General features: G+C 70.5%; 15 protein-coding genes. 7 read left to right on the top strand and 8 right to left on the bottom strand.

Features of this window, described 5'->3' with window-relative positions; translation table 11 throughout:
* Positions 1 to 73: 73 nt before the first annotated feature.
* Positions 74 to 1,531, bottom strand: a complete 1,458-nt coding sequence (locus ACWF9G_RS10920; RefSeq protein ID WP_452514888.1) for an NAD-dependent succinate-semialdehyde dehydrogenase — start codon at positions 1,529 to 1,531, stop codon at positions 74 to 76.
* Positions 1,532 to 1,613: 82 nt separating this feature from the next.
* Between ACWF9G_RS10920 and pgi the strand changes: the two genes are divergently transcribed.
* On the top strand, positions 1,614 to 3,254 hold the full coding sequence (pgi, locus tag ACWF9G_RS10915; protein WP_452514886.1) for a glucose-6-phosphate isomerase: 1,641 nt from the start codon (positions 1,614 to 1,616) through the stop codon (positions 3,252 to 3,254).
* Here pgi and ACWF9G_RS10910 read toward each other — a convergent pair.
* The 4 genes from ACWF9G_RS10910 to ACWF9G_RS10895 form a co-directional block, all read right to left on the bottom strand.
* A complete protein-coding gene (locus tag ACWF9G_RS10910; RefSeq protein ID WP_452514885.1) occupies positions 3,223 to 3,801 on the bottom strand; it encodes a potassium channel family protein in 579 nt (192 codons plus the stop codon). The two genes, pgi and ACWF9G_RS10910, sit on opposite strands and share 32 nt — an antisense overlap.
* Before the next feature lie 50 nt (positions 3,802 to 3,851).
* Positions 3,852 to 4,526: a nucleoside/nucleotide kinase family protein gene (locus ACWF9G_RS10905; RefSeq protein ID WP_452514884.1), complete on the bottom strand. Its 675-nt coding sequence runs from the start codon at positions 4,524 to 4,526 to the stop codon at positions 3,852 to 3,854.
* A 161-nt stretch (positions 4,527 to 4,687) separates the two neighbouring features.
* On the bottom strand, positions 4,688 to 6,316 hold the full coding sequence (locus tag ACWF9G_RS10900; RefSeq protein WP_379309635.1) for an acyl-CoA dehydrogenase family protein: 1,629 nt from the start codon (positions 6,314 to 6,316) through the stop codon (positions 4,688 to 4,690).
* 17 nt (positions 6,317 to 6,333) lie between these two features.
* A complete protein-coding gene (locus tag ACWF9G_RS10895; RefSeq protein ID WP_379309636.1) occupies positions 6,334 to 6,939 on the bottom strand; it encodes a TetR/AcrR family transcriptional regulator in 606 nt (201 codons plus the stop codon).
* 63 nt (positions 6,940 to 7,002) lie between these two features.
* On the opposite strand from ACWF9G_RS10895, the gene ACWF9G_RS10890 reads away from it, so the two are divergent.
* Complete coding sequence (locus ACWF9G_RS10890) at positions 7,003 to 7,770, top strand: crotonase/enoyl-CoA hydratase family protein (RefSeq protein WP_452514883.1); 768 nt, start codon at positions 7,003 to 7,005, stop codon at positions 7,768 to 7,770.
* A complete protein-coding gene (locus ACWF9G_RS10885; protein WP_452514882.1) occupies positions 7,767 to 9,164 on the top strand; it encodes a hypothetical protein in 1,398 nt (465 codons plus the stop codon). The genes ACWF9G_RS10890 and ACWF9G_RS10885 overlap by 4 nt, the downstream gene beginning before the upstream one ends.
* Here the strand turns inward: ACWF9G_RS10885 and ACWF9G_RS10880 are convergent, their stop codons facing one another.
* The gene (locus ACWF9G_RS10880) at positions 9,165 to 9,857 is read right to left on the bottom strand and encodes a TetR/AcrR family transcriptional regulator (RefSeq protein ID WP_452514881.1); all 693 of its coding nucleotides are present in this window, start codon (positions 9,855 to 9,857) and stop codon (positions 9,165 to 9,167) included.
* Positions 9,858 to 9,915: 58 nt separating this feature from the next.
* Between ACWF9G_RS10880 and ACWF9G_RS10875 the strand changes: the two genes are divergently transcribed.
* Positions 9,916 to 10,590, top strand: coding sequence for a DUF4386 family protein (locus ACWF9G_RS10875; protein ID WP_452514880.1), 675 nt, complete (start codon positions 9,916 to 9,918; stop codon positions 10,588 to 10,590).
* Here the strand turns inward: ACWF9G_RS10875 and ACWF9G_RS10870 are convergent.
* Both ACWF9G_RS10870 and ACWF9G_RS10865 read right to left on the bottom strand, forming a co-directional pair.
* Entirely contained in the window at positions 10,548 to 11,843 is a 1,296-nt protein-coding gene (locus tag ACWF9G_RS10870; RefSeq protein ID WP_452514879.1) for an alpha/beta hydrolase, read from the bottom strand. The genes ACWF9G_RS10875 and ACWF9G_RS10870 overlap by 43 nt on opposite strands.
* Before the next feature lie 145 nt (positions 11,844 to 11,988).
* Positions 11,989 to 12,681 (bottom strand): pyridoxamine 5'-phosphate oxidase family protein, encoded by a 693-nt coding sequence (locus ACWF9G_RS10865; RefSeq protein ID WP_452514878.1) that lies wholly within the window; start codon positions 12,679 to 12,681, stop codon positions 11,989 to 11,991.
* Between the two features lie 79 nt (positions 12,682 to 12,760).
* Here ACWF9G_RS10865 and pdxR point away from each other — a divergent pair, with 79 nt between their 5' ends.
* From pdxR to ACWF9G_RS10850, 3 genes are all read left to right on the top strand, one after another.
* Positions 12,761 to 14,152: a MocR-like pyridoxine biosynthesis transcription factor PdxR gene (gene pdxR, locus ACWF9G_RS10860; protein ID WP_452514877.1), complete on the top strand. Its 1,392-nt coding sequence runs from the start codon at positions 12,761 to 12,763 to the stop codon at positions 14,150 to 14,152.
* Positions 14,153 to 14,220: 68 nt separating this feature from the next.
* Positions 14,221 to 14,466, top strand: a complete 246-nt coding sequence (locus ACWF9G_RS10855) for a DUF2630 family protein (protein ID WP_379309644.1) — start codon at positions 14,221 to 14,223, stop codon at positions 14,464 to 14,466.
* Positions 14,463 to 15,902 carry a dihydrolipoyl dehydrogenase family protein gene (locus tag ACWF9G_RS10850; protein ID WP_452514876.1) on the top strand — a complete coding sequence of 480 codons (1,440 nt, stop codon included), beginning with the start codon at positions 14,463 to 14,465 and terminating at the stop codon, positions 15,900 to 15,902. The genes ACWF9G_RS10855 and ACWF9G_RS10850 overlap by 4 nt, the downstream gene beginning before the upstream one ends.

The raw sequence follows: 15,902 nt of genomic DNA, 5'->3' as shown, positions 1-15,902 counted from the left end.
CGGCGCGCAACCAGTTCGCCGCTTCCACAAAGCCGCCCCGGGTGCAACACCATCCCCGGGGCGGTTTCGTGTCTCAGGTCAGGGCGATGTACTTGGTGTTCAGGTATTCCTCGATGCCCTCGGTGCCGCCCTCGCGCCCGAAGCCCGATTCCTTGACGCCGCCGAACGGGGCCGCCGGGTCGGAGATGACGCCGCGGTTGACGCCGACCATGCCCGACTCCAGCGTCTCGGACACGCGCAGCGCCCGGTCGAGATCGCGCGTGTAGACGTAGCTGACCAGTCCGTATTCGGTGTCGTTGGCGGCGGCGATGCCCTCGTCCTCGGTGTCGAACGCGACAATCGGGGCGACCGGACCGAAGACCTCCTCGCGCAGGATGCGGGCCGCCGGCGGGACATCACCGAGGACGGTCGCCGGGTAGAACCACCCCGGCCCGCCGGGCGCCTTGCCGCCGAGCAGCAGCCGCGCGCCCTTCGAAACCGCATCGTCGACCAGCTCGCTGACGATCTCGCGCTGGTCCTCGCTCACCAGCGGGCCGAGGGTGCTGGCCGGATCGGTGCCCGGTCCCATCACCACCGTGTCGGTCATCGCGGCGACCAGCTTCTCGGTGAACTCGGCGACCACACCGCGCTGGACGTGGAAGCGATTGGCCGCCGTGCACGCCTCGCCGCCGTTGCGCAGTTTCGCCTGCATCGCACCGGCGACCGCGCTGTCGATATCGGCGTCGTCGAACACGACGAACGGCGCGTTACCGCCGAGTTCCATGGAGGTGCGCAGCAGGCGGTTCGCCGCGGCACCGACGAGCTTCTTACCGACCTCGGTGGAGCCGGTGAAGGTGAGCTTGCGCAGCCGCGGATCGTCGATCAGCGGGCCGGTGACGGCACCGGAATGCGACGTCGTGACCACCGACAGCACCCCGTCGGGCAGACCGGCCTCGCTGCACAGCCTGGCCAGCGCCAGCATGGTCAGCGGGGTCGCCGAGGCGGGCTTCACGATCATCGTGCAGCCTGCCGCGAGGGCGGGCCCGATCTTGCGGGTACCCATGGCGAGCGGGAAGTTCCACGGCGTGATCGCCAGACACGGACCGACCGGTTGCTTTGCCACCATGATCCGGCCGGTGCCAGAGGGCGCGTGCAGGTAGCGACCGTGCACCCGCACCGCCTCCTCGCTGAACCAGCGGAAGAACTCGGCGCCGTAGCGGACCTCGTTGCGGCTCTCGGTCAGGGCCTTGCCCATCTCGAGCGTCATGAGCAACGCGAACTCCTCGGCCCGCGCGGTCAGCTGCTCGAATACAGCGCGCAGGATCTCGCCCCGCTCACGAGACGGGGTCGCCGCCCACGCCTCGCCCGCCGCGACGGCCGCGTCGAGGGCGCGCATCGCGTCGGCCGGGGTGGCATCGGCGACCTGCGCGAGCACCGAGTCGTCGGCCGGGTTGCGCACCGCGAAGGTGGCACCGCCCGTCGCCTCGACCGGCCCTGAGCCGATCCACAAACCCTTCGGTACGAATTCAAGTACGCCACGTTCGGACACCATGTCGTCAGCGTAGGCCGCGCGGGGTGTCGATGGCATCGATCCGACCGGCCGGTAGTAATCGAACGCTGTAATGTCGGCTGTCGTGAGCAGCGACATCACCGCGTCGGCGGCCTGGCAGGCACTGTCGGACAATCACCGCAGTGTCGCACCCCTGCACCTACGGAAGTTGTTCGCCGACGACCCGGCACGCGGCCGTGAACTGACCTTGCGGGTGGCAGACCTGCACATCGACTACAGCAAGCATCGCGTGACCCGCGAAACCCTGGATCTGCTGGTCGATCTCGCGCGCACCGCCGGTGTGCCGGAGCGCCGTGACGCGATGTACTCCGGCGCCCACATCAACACCTCCGAGGACCGCGCGGTCGGGCACATCGCCCTGCGCCTGCCGGTCGGTGATCAGCTCTGTATCGACGGCACCGACGCCGATGCCGAGGTGCACGACGTGCTGCGCCGGATGGGCGAATTCGCCGATTCGGTGCGTTCCGGCGCCTGGCGTGGCGCGACCGGTGAGCGCATCACCGCGGTGGTCAATATCGGTATCGGCGGCTCGGATCTGGGGCCCGACATGGTGTATCGCGCCCTGCGCCACTACACCGACCCCGGGATCGAGGCCAGGTTCGTCTCGAATGTCGACCCGTGCGATCTGGTCGCCACGCTGGCCGGTCTCGACCCGGCGACCACGCTGTTCATCGTCGCCTCCAAGACCTTCTCCACCTTGGAGACCCTGACCAACGCGACCGCCGCGCGCCGCTGGCTGGTCGGCGCGCTCGGTGAGGACGCCGTAGCCAAGCATTTCGTCGCGGTGTCGACGGACGTGGAACGGGTGGCCGCCTTCGGCATCGATCCCGCGCACATGTTCGGGTTCTGGGATTGGGTCGGCGGCCGCTACTCGGTGGACTCCGCGATCGGCCTTTCGGTGATGGTGACGATCGGCAAGGAGCAGTTCGCCGAGTTCCTCAGCGGAATGCACGCCGTGGACAAGCATTTCGCGACAGCGCCGCTGGAGCAGAACGGGCCGGTCCTGCTGGCCATGCTCGGCGTCTGGTACACGAACTTCTTCGGCGCGGAATCGCGTGCGGTGCTGCCGTACTCGAACGATCTGGCCCGCTTTCCCGCCTACCTCCAGCAGCTGACGATGGAGTCCAACGGCAAGTCGGTGCGCGCCGACGGCACCCCGGTGACCACCTCGACCGGCGAGATCTTCTGGGGCGAACCGGGAACCAACGGCCAGCACGCCTTCTACCAGCTGCTGCACCAGGGCACCCGGCTGATCCCCGCCGATTTCCTCGGCTTCGCCCGCTCGACCGACGACCTGCCAACCCGCGACGGCACCGGCAGCATGCACGACATCCTGATGAGCAACCTGTTCGCGCAGAGCAAGGTGCTGGCGTTCGGCAAGACCGCGGAGGAGATCGCCGCCGAGGGCACCGAGCCGAAGCTGGTGCCGCACAAGGTGATGCCGGGCAACCGGCCGAGCACCACCATCCTGGCCCCGGAACTCACCCCGTCGACGGTGGGTCAGCTGATCGCGCTCTACGAGCACCAGGTGTTCGTCGAGGGCATCGTCTGGGGCATCGACAGTTTCGACCAGTGGGGTGTGGAGCTGGGCAAACAGCAGGCGCTGGCGCTGATGCCGCTGCTCAGCGAGCCGGAGCAGCCGGTGACGCAAGGCGATTCGTCGACCGACGAGCTCATCGAGTGGTATCGGGCGCATCGTCGGTGACCTCGCCCGACGGAGGCTCCGGACGGAAGACGGCGAGCCTGCGGTTGACGCTGCTCGTCACGATGGCCGCCAGGGTGCCGATCACCACCAGGTCGAACGCGATCTGCACCATCGTCGCGATCCGGGCCACCTGACCGACGGCGTGGACGTCGCCGAAGCCGATGGTGCCGAGGGTGGACATCGTGTAGTACAGCGCGTCGGTGCGGGTCACCAGGCCGGCGAACTGGTCCGGTTGATGTTGCTGCAGCCGGTAGTAGAACAGCGAGAAGACCACGCAGACGATGCAGACGACGAGCAGCACCCCGTCGACGCGGCCGCCCGCCGACGGTGGCGCGTTCAGGTAGTGCTCGATCCGCCGCCAGACCAGCCAGATCAGTCCGGCCACACCCGCGACGAAGGTGACGATCCCCAACACGTGCCCCGGCCAGTCGTCGAGCTCGAACACCCCGTCCAACGGCACGCTGTAGTAGAGCAGCAGCGCGAACAGCGCCGCGCCGCCGTTGCGCAACGCATGCCCTGGCATCGACACTCGCCGATCTCGCGTCATCGCTCCATGATTGCCCGCCGACGCCGATTTCCGCGGTACGCGCGCCGTGGTCAGCCGATCCGATAGCCGGCGTCCGCCGCCGTCAGCACCTGATCGGCGCGGTGCCTGCTCGCGACGATCAGGTCGGCATTGCGCAGATCGCTGTCGGTGACTTTCACACTCGCCTCGGCCGCCGAGCGTCCACCAGCGATGTGCCGGTGCAGCAATCGCTCGCTGAGGACCCTGCGTGGCGCGTCCACGTACCAGCACGCATCGAGCAGTCCACGGACCTCGGCCCAGCCGGGCGCCTCGGCATCGGTGAGCAGCAGATAGTTGCCCTCGACGATGACGATGTCCTCGTCACACACGATCACGCCGCGTTCGGTCGGCTCGTCGATAGCCCGGTCGAACAGCGGCCACGGCACCGGTTCGCCGATCGGGGTCTCCCGCAACGCCCGCAAGTCGGCGACGAACCCGGCCGCGTCGAAGGTGTCCGGCTCGCCCTTGCGAGCGAGTGCTCCTCGCGCGCGCAGTACCTCGTTGCGCAGGTGGTATCCGTCCATCGGCGCGACCACGGCCGGTCGGCCGGAGCGGGTGAGTTCGGCGCAGAGGCGCTGGGCCAGCGTCGATTTCCCCGCGCCGGGCGGGCCGGCGAGCCCGAGCAGGAAGCGCTGTCCGAGCGCCCGGCCCTGCGGAATCCGCCGAGCCAGGTCGCGCACCGACAGGATGTCGCTCGCCGAGGTCACCGGATCACCCTAGCGACGCCTTACCAGACCTGGGTGTCGTTGAGGCCGACGCTGAATTCGTGGCCCTTCGCGTCGCTCCGTGCCTGGAGCCGCGCGACCCCTGGTGGCGGTGCGGGTCACGCGGACAACACGGTGCACCGACCGTGGTGTCCTCGCCGGGATCACTGCACGTCGACGAATGCCCGCTCGATGATGGCGCCGGTATCCACACCGGCGGGCAGGGTGCCGAAGGCGATGCCCCAGTCGCCGCCGAGGCGGGTCGCGCAGAAGGCGTCGGCGACGGCGGGATGACCGTGACGCACCAGCTGCGCGCCCTGCAGGACCAGCGCCATCAGCTCGACGACCCGGCGTGCCCGGTACTCGATATCGGACAGGTCGCCGAGTTCCTTGCCGACCCGGTCGATCGCGTCGTCCAGGCGCGGGTCGGCGCCGCGGGCGAGGCCGACCTCGGCGAAGTAGGCCTCGACGGTCTCGGGCTGACGGCCCATGGCGCGCAACGCGTCCAGTGCGGCGACATTGCCGGAGCCCTCCCAGATCGACATCAGCGGCGCCTCCCGGTACAGCCGCGGCATGCCGGATTCCTCGGCATACCCGTTGCCGCCCAGGCATTCCAGCGCCTCGGCCGCATGCGAGGGCGCGCGCTTGCACACCCAGTACTTGGTGATGGCCAGCGCGATCCGGCGCAGCGCCGCCTCGGCCGGGTCGCCGCCGGCCCGGTCGGTGGCACCGGCCAGGCGCATCATCACGGTCGTGGCGGCATCGGACTCGATGACCAGGTCGGCCAGCACATTACGCATGGCCGGCTGATCGATCAGCTTGGCGCCGAACGCTTCCCGGTGCCTGGCGTGATGCACCGCGGTGACGGCGCCGAGGCGCATGCCGGTGGCCGAGCCGATCACACAGTCGAGGCGGGTCATGTTGACCATCTCGATGATCGTCTTCACGCCTGCGCCCTCGGCGCCGACGAGCCAGCCGGTGGCGTTCTCGTACTCGATCTCCGAGGACGCGTTGGACTTGTTGCCGAGCTTGTCCTTGAGCCGCTGGATGCGGATCGGGTTGCGGGTGCCGTCGGGCAGCACGCGCGGCAGCAGGAAACACGACAGCCCGCCGGGCGCCTGGGCCAGTGTCAGGAACATGTCCGACATGGGCGCCGAGGTGAACCACTTGTGCCCGACGATCCGGTACGAACCGTCGGGCTGTGGCGCGGCGGTGGTGGTGTTGGCTCGCACGTCCGAGCCGCCCTGCTTCTCGGTCATCGACATGCCCGCGATGAGCCCGGCCTTGGTCGACGGCTCACGGAGGCCGAAATCGTAGGTGCGCGAACCGAGCAGTGGCTCGTATTTCGCGGCGAGCTCCGGGTTGTGGCGCAGCGCGGGCACCACCGCGTAGGTCATCGAGATCGGGCACATGTGCCCGGCGTCGGCGATGCCCCAGGTGTAGAACTTGGCGGCGCGGGCGGTGTGCGCGCCGGGGCGCTCGTCGAGCCAGGGCGAACCGTGCAGGCCATGGGAGACAGCGACATTCATCAGGTCGTGCCAGTGCGGGTGGAATTCCACCTCGTCGACGCGATGGCCCCAGCGGTCGTGGGTGTGCAGCACCGGCGGGTACTCGTTGGCGAGCCTGCCCCACTCCTGCGCGGCGACATCGCCTGCGAGCCTGCCGAGTTCACGCACCTCGGCCTCGGCCCAGCCGGCGCCTTCGCGGTGCAGGCCCTCGATCAGCGCGGGATTGCGCGCGGCGTCGAAGGGAACGAGCGGGGGTACCTGGTTGAACACTTCATGGGTCGGCATGGCCGGAACTCCTTCGACTACAACGATTCCGGGCGCGCACCGAGGGCGCGCACGGCGAAAGCAACCAATTCGGGGATGACGGTCTCGGCGTGCGGTGCCGCGGCCAGCGGGCCGACGAGCACCTCACCGATCGCGCCGACGAGCGCGGCGGCACTGACGGGCGGGTCCTGCGCGGGCAGCCGGCCCTCGGCGATGCCGTGCGCGATCGCGGACTCGAACGACGCGGCGAAGGCACGCCGGAATTCCAGCCGTTGCGCGTCGACGGCCGCGTCGACCGGCTCGGCCAGCAGGACGTACGCGAGCTTCGGGTTCTTGAGCGCGCGCCCGGCGAAGGTCTCCACCGCCGCGCTGACCCGCTGCATGACATCGCCCTCGGCCACGGCGGAGCGCACCGCGTCGACCTCGCGGGCGACCACGGTCTCGAACACCGCGGCGACGAGCTCGGCCTTGTTCTCGAACTGCTTGTAGACGGTGCCGGTGGCGACGCCCGCCTCCGCGGCGACCGCGGCCATCGACAATCCGGCGAACCCGTCGCGCGAGAGCACCCTGGTCGAGCTCTGCACGATCAGCGCCCGTTGCGCGTCGAGCCGGGCCTGCACGGCCGGGGTTCTGCGGTACACCATACGAAGAAGTGAACCACTGATTCACCCCTTCACACAAGAGGCATCTGGCCGTATGGTCGAAGTATGTCTGTACGCGTCGAACACGCGGGCCCGGTCACCACCGTGATCCTTGACCGACCCGAAGCCCGCAATGCCGTAGACGGCCCGACCGCCCGTGCCCTGGCCGACGCCTTCCGCGCGTTCGACGCCGACCCGAACGCCTCGGTGGCGGTGCTATGGGGCGAACACGGCACCTTCTGCGCCGGCGCCGACCTCAAATCGCTGGGCACCGAGAACAGCAACCAGGCCACCGAGGACGGCGACGGCCCGATGGGCCCGACCCGCATGCGCCTGTCCAAGCCGGTGATCGCCGCGATCTCCGGCTACGCCGTGGCGGGCGGACTCGAATTGGCACTGTGGTGCGATCTGCGCATCGCCGAGCAGGACGCCATCTTCGGCGTCTTCTGCCGCCGCTGGGGCGTGCCGCTCATCGACGGCGGCACCGTGCGCCTGCCACGCATCATCGGCGAGGGCAGAGCCTTGGACATGATCCTCACCGGGCGAGCCGTGAGCGCGCCCGAAGCGCTGCAGATGGGCCTGGTCACCCGCGTCGTCCAGCCCGGCGACGCCCGCCGAGTCGCCGAGGAACTGGCCGCACAACTGGCCGTCCTTCCCCAGACCTGCCTGCGCTCTGATCGCGCCTCGCTCTACGACCAGCACGGCCACCCCGAGGACGAGGCGATGCGGATCGAATTCCAGCACGGACTGAAAGCCCTCACCGACGGCGCGCTCGACGGCGCCGCCCGCTTCGCCGCGGGCGCGGGCAGGCACGGGCGCGCCGAGAACCGGTGACGGAACGGCTCACCGTCGTCGACGAGATCTTCCTGCGCACCCACCGCGGGATGGGCACACCCATCGCCCTCCAAGGGCTGTGGCGCACCGATGACGCGATGGAACCCGCACTACTGCAGGCGATTCACGACCGCCTACGCGTCGGCGACCTCGGCCGACGGGTGGTCCGGGCCCGGGTCCCCGGCGCGCGCCGCGCCTGGCGGCCGAACACCCGAGCCCACCCACTCGACCACGTCGACTCCCCGCTCCCCGAGAACGCGATCCTGCCCTGGGCCGACACCCTCGGCACCGATCTCGACCCCGAGTTCGGCCCCGGCTGGCGCCTGTCCTCCGCGCCGCTGGACGGCGGCGGAACCGTTGTTGCCCTGACCTGTTCACACGCCTTGGCTGATGCCCGCGGCCTCATCCACGCCGTCGCCGCAGCCCTCGATGAACTCGCCGAGGGCACCCACCATCCGCCGGTCCTGGCCACAGACTCGGCCGCCACACCGTCACAACCTGCGTCGACCGCCAGCACCGCATCCGCACTGCCACCTGCGCCGACCGCCGCCACCGTGGCCTCACCGGTTCCGCGTCCAGGCGTGCCCACCCAGTCCTCCGCACAGACTTCACTCACGGCCAGACCCGAAAAGCGCTGGAGTTCATCGACTTCGGACTGGTCCGATGCCAGGACGCAGTGGTCGACCATCATCGGCGGCACCGCACGCGCCCTGCGGCGGGGTGTTCCCCGGCCACCCGCCACCAGCACTCCCGATCCGTCGCCGAACCGGGCCGTACACAGCATCCTGCGCACCTTCGATGCCACCGAGTGGGACACCACCGCTGCCACATCCGGCGGGACCCCGAACAGCCTGTTCATTCACCTGGTCGCGAACATCCTGTGGGAGAACGGATTCCAGCGCCAGGAGATCGCCGCGAGCCTGCCCGTCGACACCCGCGACGAACCGCGCGTCGACAACGACCTCGCCATGACCGAGATCGCGATGGACCGCTCCGACACCCCCGCGACCATCCGCGACAAAGCCCGCGCCGCATACCTGCGCCGCATGTCGAGCCCCGCCGGCCTGCCCGAGGAGATCCTCCAGGTACTCCCCGACCGCTGGGCGTACGCACTCAGCAAAGGCGCGGGTGAACGAGACATCCTGTGCTCCAACATCGGAACGCTGCCGGCGTCCCTGCGTAATGTCGGCACACACCACTGCGACCGGGTCGCGGCCCGCGCAATCCACCCCGGCCTCACCGAGTACCCCCGCACCCGGCTCTCCGGCTACCTGTCCCGGCTCGCCGACACCTACACGCTGGCCCTGGTCAGCCTGTCCTGCGATCGCGAAACACTCGACGCCGCAACCGATCGCGCCTGTACCGCCGCAGGGCTACGCGCCATTCCCTGGTGATCAGGTCGCCGTCATCCCGGTGAGCAATACCCGCAGCCCCCACACGAACTGATCCACCGAGTTCCACGCGGCGATCTCGTCCAGGTGTGCCGCGGTGCGCGGCCAGCGTGTCGCGTCGACATCGTCCAGGGCGGCCCGTCGCTGGGCGATGCGCTCGGATTCCGGTGGCAGCGGCGGCTTTCCGTCGGTTTCGGCGACCTCGAGGGCGACCGCGCCGAGGACCTGCACGATCACCGCGTACACCCCGTGCGCCCGCGTCTGCGCGGGCAGACCGCCGCGCGCCAGAGCGCCGAACATCGCCTCGCCGACATCGCGTGCCGCCGGTCCGTTCATCGGACCCGACATCATCAGCGTGGCGACCGCGGGATGCGCGAGCAGCTGGTCGCGCAGCCCGAGGGCGAATTGGATGACCGCGGCGGCCCACTCGACGCCGGGATCGGACAGCGGGCCGAGCGGGACCGCCGCGAGCACCCGCTCGATCACCGCGCCCTCCAGGTCGGCGCGGCTGGCGACATAGGTGTACACCGCGTTCGGGTTGACCCCGAGCCGCGCGGCGACGGCCCGGATCGACAGGGCGCTCGGCCCGCCGTCGTCGAGCAGGTCGAGGGCGGTGTCGACGACCTGCTCCTCGGTGAACGATCGCCGCGTCGGGCGCGGCGCACCCCGCTGACCTGTTGACTTCCCGTCCGGCATGCGGTGGACTGTACCCCGTACAGCTACCTGTACCCCGTACAGCCAGAACGGATCTCTCATGCGCACCAAGCCATGGCCCGCCATCACGCTGCTGATCTCCGCCCCGATCCTGATGAACCTCGCGTTCACCGGCTTGGGTGTGTCGTTCGACTACCCCGACGTCCTGCAACTGCCCGCCACCGAAGCGCTGGCGAAATTCCGCGCCGAGCAGACAACCGTCGTCCTGCTCTTCGCCCTGCTCGCCGCCGCCGCCTGTGCCTTCGCGCCCCTGGCCGTCCTCGTCGGCAGGCTCGCACCGATGCCGTGGGCGGTGCGGGCAGGCGTCGCCGCCGCGATCGTGCAGACGATCGGCCTGCTGCGCTGGCCCGTCCTCGTCCCCGGCCTGGCCGACCGCGTCGCCACCGAAGGCCCCGACTCCCCCGCGATCCACACCTTCGAGACCGTCAACACCGTCCTGGGCACCCTGATCGGCGAGACCGCAGGCTACAGCCTCACCGCGCTGTGGACGGCGCTGGTCGTCGCCGCCCTGCGCACCCCGCGCTGGTTCGCCGTCCTCGGCTACGTCAGCGCCGCCGCCATCGCCACCGGCGTCCTGGTTCCGCTGGGCGTCGAGCCCGCCGGGCTCACCAATTTCCTCGGCTACCTGCTGTGGAGCGCGTGGCTACTCGCCTTCGCCGCGCTGCTCGCCCGTCACGGCGCGATGCCGAGTCGTGTCGCCAGCCAGGGAAGTTGAACGCGGAGCCCGATGGACCACACCGCGAAGTCGTGCCCACCGGGCACGATCTGCAGCCGGACATCCATGCCGGTGGCCTTGGCCGCGTGGAACATCCGCTCGACCTGCGGCCGGTACTGCTCGTCGTCGGCCCCGACCACGAACGCGCCCGCGGAATCCGGGTAGGTCTGGCCGAGCAGATCGAGCGCGCTGGCCTGCGGCGGCGCGGCGGTATCGCCACCGAAGGCGGCATCGACCGTGCGCTGCCGGTCGCCGAGGGTCGGCTCGTCCGGGCCCGACATGTCGAGGAAGGTGGGATACACCTGCGGATAGTTGGTCGCCAGTTGCAGCGCGCAGGTGCCACCGTAGGACAGCCCACCCACCGCCCAGGCCCGCGGATCGGGGTCGATCTGCAGGTTCGCCCTCGTCCAGGCGGGCACGTCGACGGCCAGGTAGGTGGCGACGTCGCCCACCCGCGAATCCAGGCACAGCGGGTTCGCCGGCTGACCGCCGGTGCCGTCGGCGACCACGACGACGGGCGCGAGACCGCGGTGCGCACGGGCGAATTCATCCAGGGTCTCGGTCAGCCTGCCGTCGGCGAACCAGTCCTGCGGTGTCCCCTGTTCGCCCGCGAGCAACACCAAGACCGGCAGCAACGGCCGCGGGTCCGCGAAATAGGCAGGGGGCAGGTAGATCTGGGCCTCACGGGTAGCGAAACCGGAGGCGGTCGGCGGCACGGCCGCGGTCATCACCTCGCCGCCCTTGGGCAGTCCGCTGGGTGCCGACCACACCGATTCCAGCGGCCGCCCGCTGATCACCTGCTCGCGCAGGGTCAGCTGATCTGCCTGGAGCCGCTTGACGTGGTCGATCCCGAGCGCGGCACCCACCGTCGGATAGGACGGGTACCTCAGATTGATCCCGGTGCCGACCGCCACCAGTACGGCGACGGCCGCGAGCGCCGTCACCGCCCCGGTCAACACCGTCCGGCGCACCAGGATCCGCGGGACGATCAGCAGGACCGCGGCCACGCCGATCGCGATCAGTATGTACACCGACAACCCGATCGGGTCGGGGTACAGCTGCCATATCTCTTCCACGAACAGGTACAGCGCGACGGTCAGGACGGCGGCGGCCAGCAGCGCGACCGGCATCGCCGCCCTTCGATAGCGCTGTGCACGGGGGAACAGCAACCACACCCAACCCAGCACGCCGAGCAACGGAAGCACCACCGGGAGCCACCCGGTGAGCAACGACAATTCGCTAACCCTCGTCATCGCGACCTCCATAGATTCATGTCCATAGATGCACGTCAACGCCCGAGCCGCAGGCCGCACGCGGCCACGATGACCTACGGTACACAGAGATCTTCACCGCGCCCGGATGCTCGCCGTCGGCTGGACCGACTGATCCACGGCGTACTCAGCCGACGGTCACCGGACTCGGCGTCACCCGCGTCGCGACATCGGCGGGCACATCGACGCCGGGTTCCAGATCGGCGGAGGTGATCGGCTCACCCCAGACCTGGTGCAGCGGAAGCACACCCGCCCACACACCGCCGGTCGCGATGTCGTCGGGATCGTCGTTCGGCCCGCCGGCGCGCACCTTGACCGAGGCCTCGGTGAGATCCAGCGCGAGCACCATCGTCGCCGCCATCTCCTTGCGGCTGGGCGGGCGCACCCGGTCCCATGCCCCCGGCGCCGCGTGCTCCACGATCACCCGCAGGGCGTTGTCGCGTTCGGCCTCGTCGGTGACCAGCACCGCCCGGCCCCGGATCACCGCGGACCGGAAGTTCATCGAGAAGTGCATGGCCGAGCGCGCGTACACCAGCCCGTCGACATGGGTCACCGCGACGGAGATGTCGGTGCCGATCGCGGCGCGCATATTGCCCGCGCCGGTGGAGCCGTGCAGATAGAGCGTGTCGCCCACGCGGCCGTAGACGGTCGGCAGCACCACGGGCGACCCCCCGAGCAGGACACCGAGGTGGCAGACGAGGCCCGCGTCGAGCACCGCGTCGAGCTCGGCCCGATCTGTCCTGCCGCGTTCCCTGGAACGGGTCAGTGTGGTGCGCTGGGTCGGCGACAAAGGGGTCCGGGTGGCGTCGTGCGTGGTCATAAGATGAGCTTCGCCGAAGAATTGGACCGAGAGTAGGTCCAATTCGACAGAAGATCGACAGGCCAATTCGAGGTGGGCGATGCTCGACGACCTTCCGATTCCGCTCGACCGGACCGCGGCCGAACCACTGTCGGTGCAGGTAGCCGATGCCCTGCGGGCCGCGGCGACCGGCGGGGTACTGCGCGTGAGCGACCGGCTGCCGTCCTCGCGCGCGCTGGCGCAGCGGCTCGGGGTGAGCCGGGCGGTGGTGTCGACCGCCTACGACCAGCTGCACGCGGAGGGCTGGCTCACCGGGCGGCGCGGTTCCGGGACCTACCTGAGCACGGCTCCCGCCGCCGCGCCACCCAGCACCGATCCCGGCGACTACGCCGACCCCGACGCCGGTCTGCTCGATCTCCGCCCCGGTGCGCCGTGCGCGGACGCCGTAGACCCGGCCGCCTGGCGACGCGCCTGGCGGGCGGCGGGCGACCACCCGGCCGATACCCGCAAGGACCGGGCGGGCGAGCCGGACTTCCGGGCCGCCGTCGCCGAGCACTTGCTGCGGCATCGCGGGCTGGCCGCGGGCGCCGCCTCGGTGGTGCTGGCGACGGCGGGCACCAGCTCCGCGGTCGGCGAGCTCGTTTCGGCACTGCTGCGCCCCGGCGACACCGTCGCGATCGAGGACCCTGGGTATCTGCGGGCCGCCGGCGCGTTCCGGGCGGCCGGTCTGCGCGTACTGCCGGTACCCGTCGACGGCGACGGATTGCGCGTCGACCTGATTCCTGCGGGTGTGCGCGCGGTCTATTGCACACCGGCACACCAGTTTCCACTCGGCGCCAGAATGCCGGCGGCCCGCCGGGTCGAGCTGATCGAATTCGCCAGGGCGAATGGCATCTTCGTCGTCGAGGACGACTACGACGGCGAATTGCGTTACGACTCGGCACCACTGCCGCTGCTTGCTTCGATGGCGCCCGACGTGGTCGTCCACCTCGGCACCACCAGCAAGATCATCGCCACCACCCTCGGCGTCGGCTGGCTCGTCGCCCGCCCCGACATCGCCGAGGCGGTACTTGCCCACCGCACCAACACCGGCACCGCCCCGAGCCCGGCCGGTCAGCGGGTGCTCAGCGAGTTCGCCCGGCACGGCGATCTGGCCCGGCACCTGCGCCGCCTGCGCCGGGTCGTGCCGCCGCGCCGCGCGCTCGTTGTCGACGCGCTCGCCCGCCGTGGGCTCCCGGTCGTCGGCGATGACGCGGGCTCGCACGTGGTCGTCGAGCTCCCCGATGCCGCTGCCGAACAGCACGCCGTCGACGCGGCCCGCGCCCGCGGTGTGCTGCTGGACGGCCTGGCCCGCCACCACCTGGCCGAAGCACACCGGTTCGGGGTCGCGATCGGCTACACGGCCATCGGCGCCGCCGAGCTGGCCGAAGCCGTGCCGATCGCCGCCGACTGCCTCGCCGCCGCACAGCCCGATCCACCGGCACGGTCGTAGCATGGACCGAGACCCCGCGCGGGTCGCGGTTCAGGCACTACCCCTCCGACCATCGAAGTGGTGAGCACATGAACGATCAGGACATTCTGGCGCGTATCAAACAGCTGGTCGACGACGAGCACTCCCTGCGAGCCAAGGCCACCGCGGGCGAGATCGATCCCGTCGCCGAACGTCAGCAGCTGGCCCAGCTGGAAGTGATGCTCGACCAGGCCTGGGATCTGCTGCGGCAGCGCCGCGCCCGCTACGGCTCCGCCGAGTCGCCCGACGACACCGCGCTGCGTTCCCCGCGCGAGGTCGAGGGCTATCTGCAGTGACCGACGCCGAATACGACGTCATCGTCATCGGCGCGGGCCCGGCGGGTGAGAACGCCGCCGCCTACGCCATCGCGGGCAGCGACCGCACGGCCGCGCTCGTCGAGCGGGAACTGTTCGGCGGCGAATGCAGCTACTGGGCGTGTATCCCCAGCAAGGCGCTGCTGCGTACCGGCGCCGTCCTCGGTCTCGGCCAGGCGATGCCCGGGCTGACCGCGAGCGGTCCGCAGGTCGCCGACGTGCTCGCACGCCGCGACGCCTTCGTGCACCACCACGACGACACCTCCCAGGTCGACTGGGCGAAATCCGCCCGCGTCGACCCGATCCGCGGGGCGGGCAGGCTGCTCGGCGACCGGCTCGTCGAAATCATCACCGACGAGGGCATCCGCGTAGTGCGCGCCCGGCACGCGGTCGTGCTGGCCACCGGCACCACCGCCGCGATACCTGGTATTCCCGGCCTCCGAGAGGCCCTGCCATGGATCTCCCGCGACGCCACCAACCTGACCGTTGTCCCCCGCCGGGTGGCGATCATCGGCGGCGGTGTCGTCGCCTGCGAGGCCGCGACCTGGCTGGCCGAACTCGGCGCCGAGGTCACCATGCTGGTCCGCGGCGACCGCCTGCTCCCCCGCGCCGAGCCCTTCGCCTCCGACCTGGTGCTGCGGGGCCTGCGCGATACCGGCGCCGTCACGGTCCGGCTGCACACCGAACCGCACCTGGTCTCCCGGCACGACCCCGAGGACACCGGCGTCGGCCGCATCCACGGCGGTCCGGTGACCATCGTCCTCGACGACGGGGAGCTCGAGGTCGACGAACTGATCGTCGCCACCGGCCGCACACCCGCCACCGAAGCGCTCGGCCTGGACACCGTCGGCCTGCCCGCGGGTTATATCGAGGTCGACGACCAGCTGACCGTCCGCGACGTGCCCGGCGACTGGCTCTATGCGATCGGCGACGTGAATCACCGTGCGGCCCTGACCCATATGGGCAAGTACCAGGCCAGGGTGTGCGGTGACGTGATCGCCGCCCGCGCCGAGGGCAAGCCCCTCGACCGCCCGCGCTACACCGCGAGCGCCGACCATCAGCAGATACCCCAGGTCGTCTACACCGCACCGGAACTCGCGTCCGTCGGCCTCACCGAGAAGGAGGCGCGCGCCGCGGGCCACGCCGTCGACACCGTCGAGATGGACATCGCCGTGGCGGGCTCGGCCCTGTCCCGCGACGACTTTCACGGCCGCGCGAAACTCGTCGTCGACACCGCTACCGACCGGCTGCTCGGCGCGACCTTCGTCGGCCCCGACATGGGCGACCAGCTGCACGCGGCCACCATCGCGGTGGTCGGCCGGGTTCCGCTGGAGACGCTGTGGCACGCGGTCCCCGCGTTTCCCTCGGTCAGCGAGTTCTGGCTGCGCCTGCTGGAGGCGTGGCGCGAGAAGCGGTGA

It is taken from the genome of Nocardia sp. NPDC055029, assembly GCF_053608525.1.
Note: the sequence above shows the minus strand (reverse complement) of the source record. Positions and strands in the feature narration are given on the sequence as shown.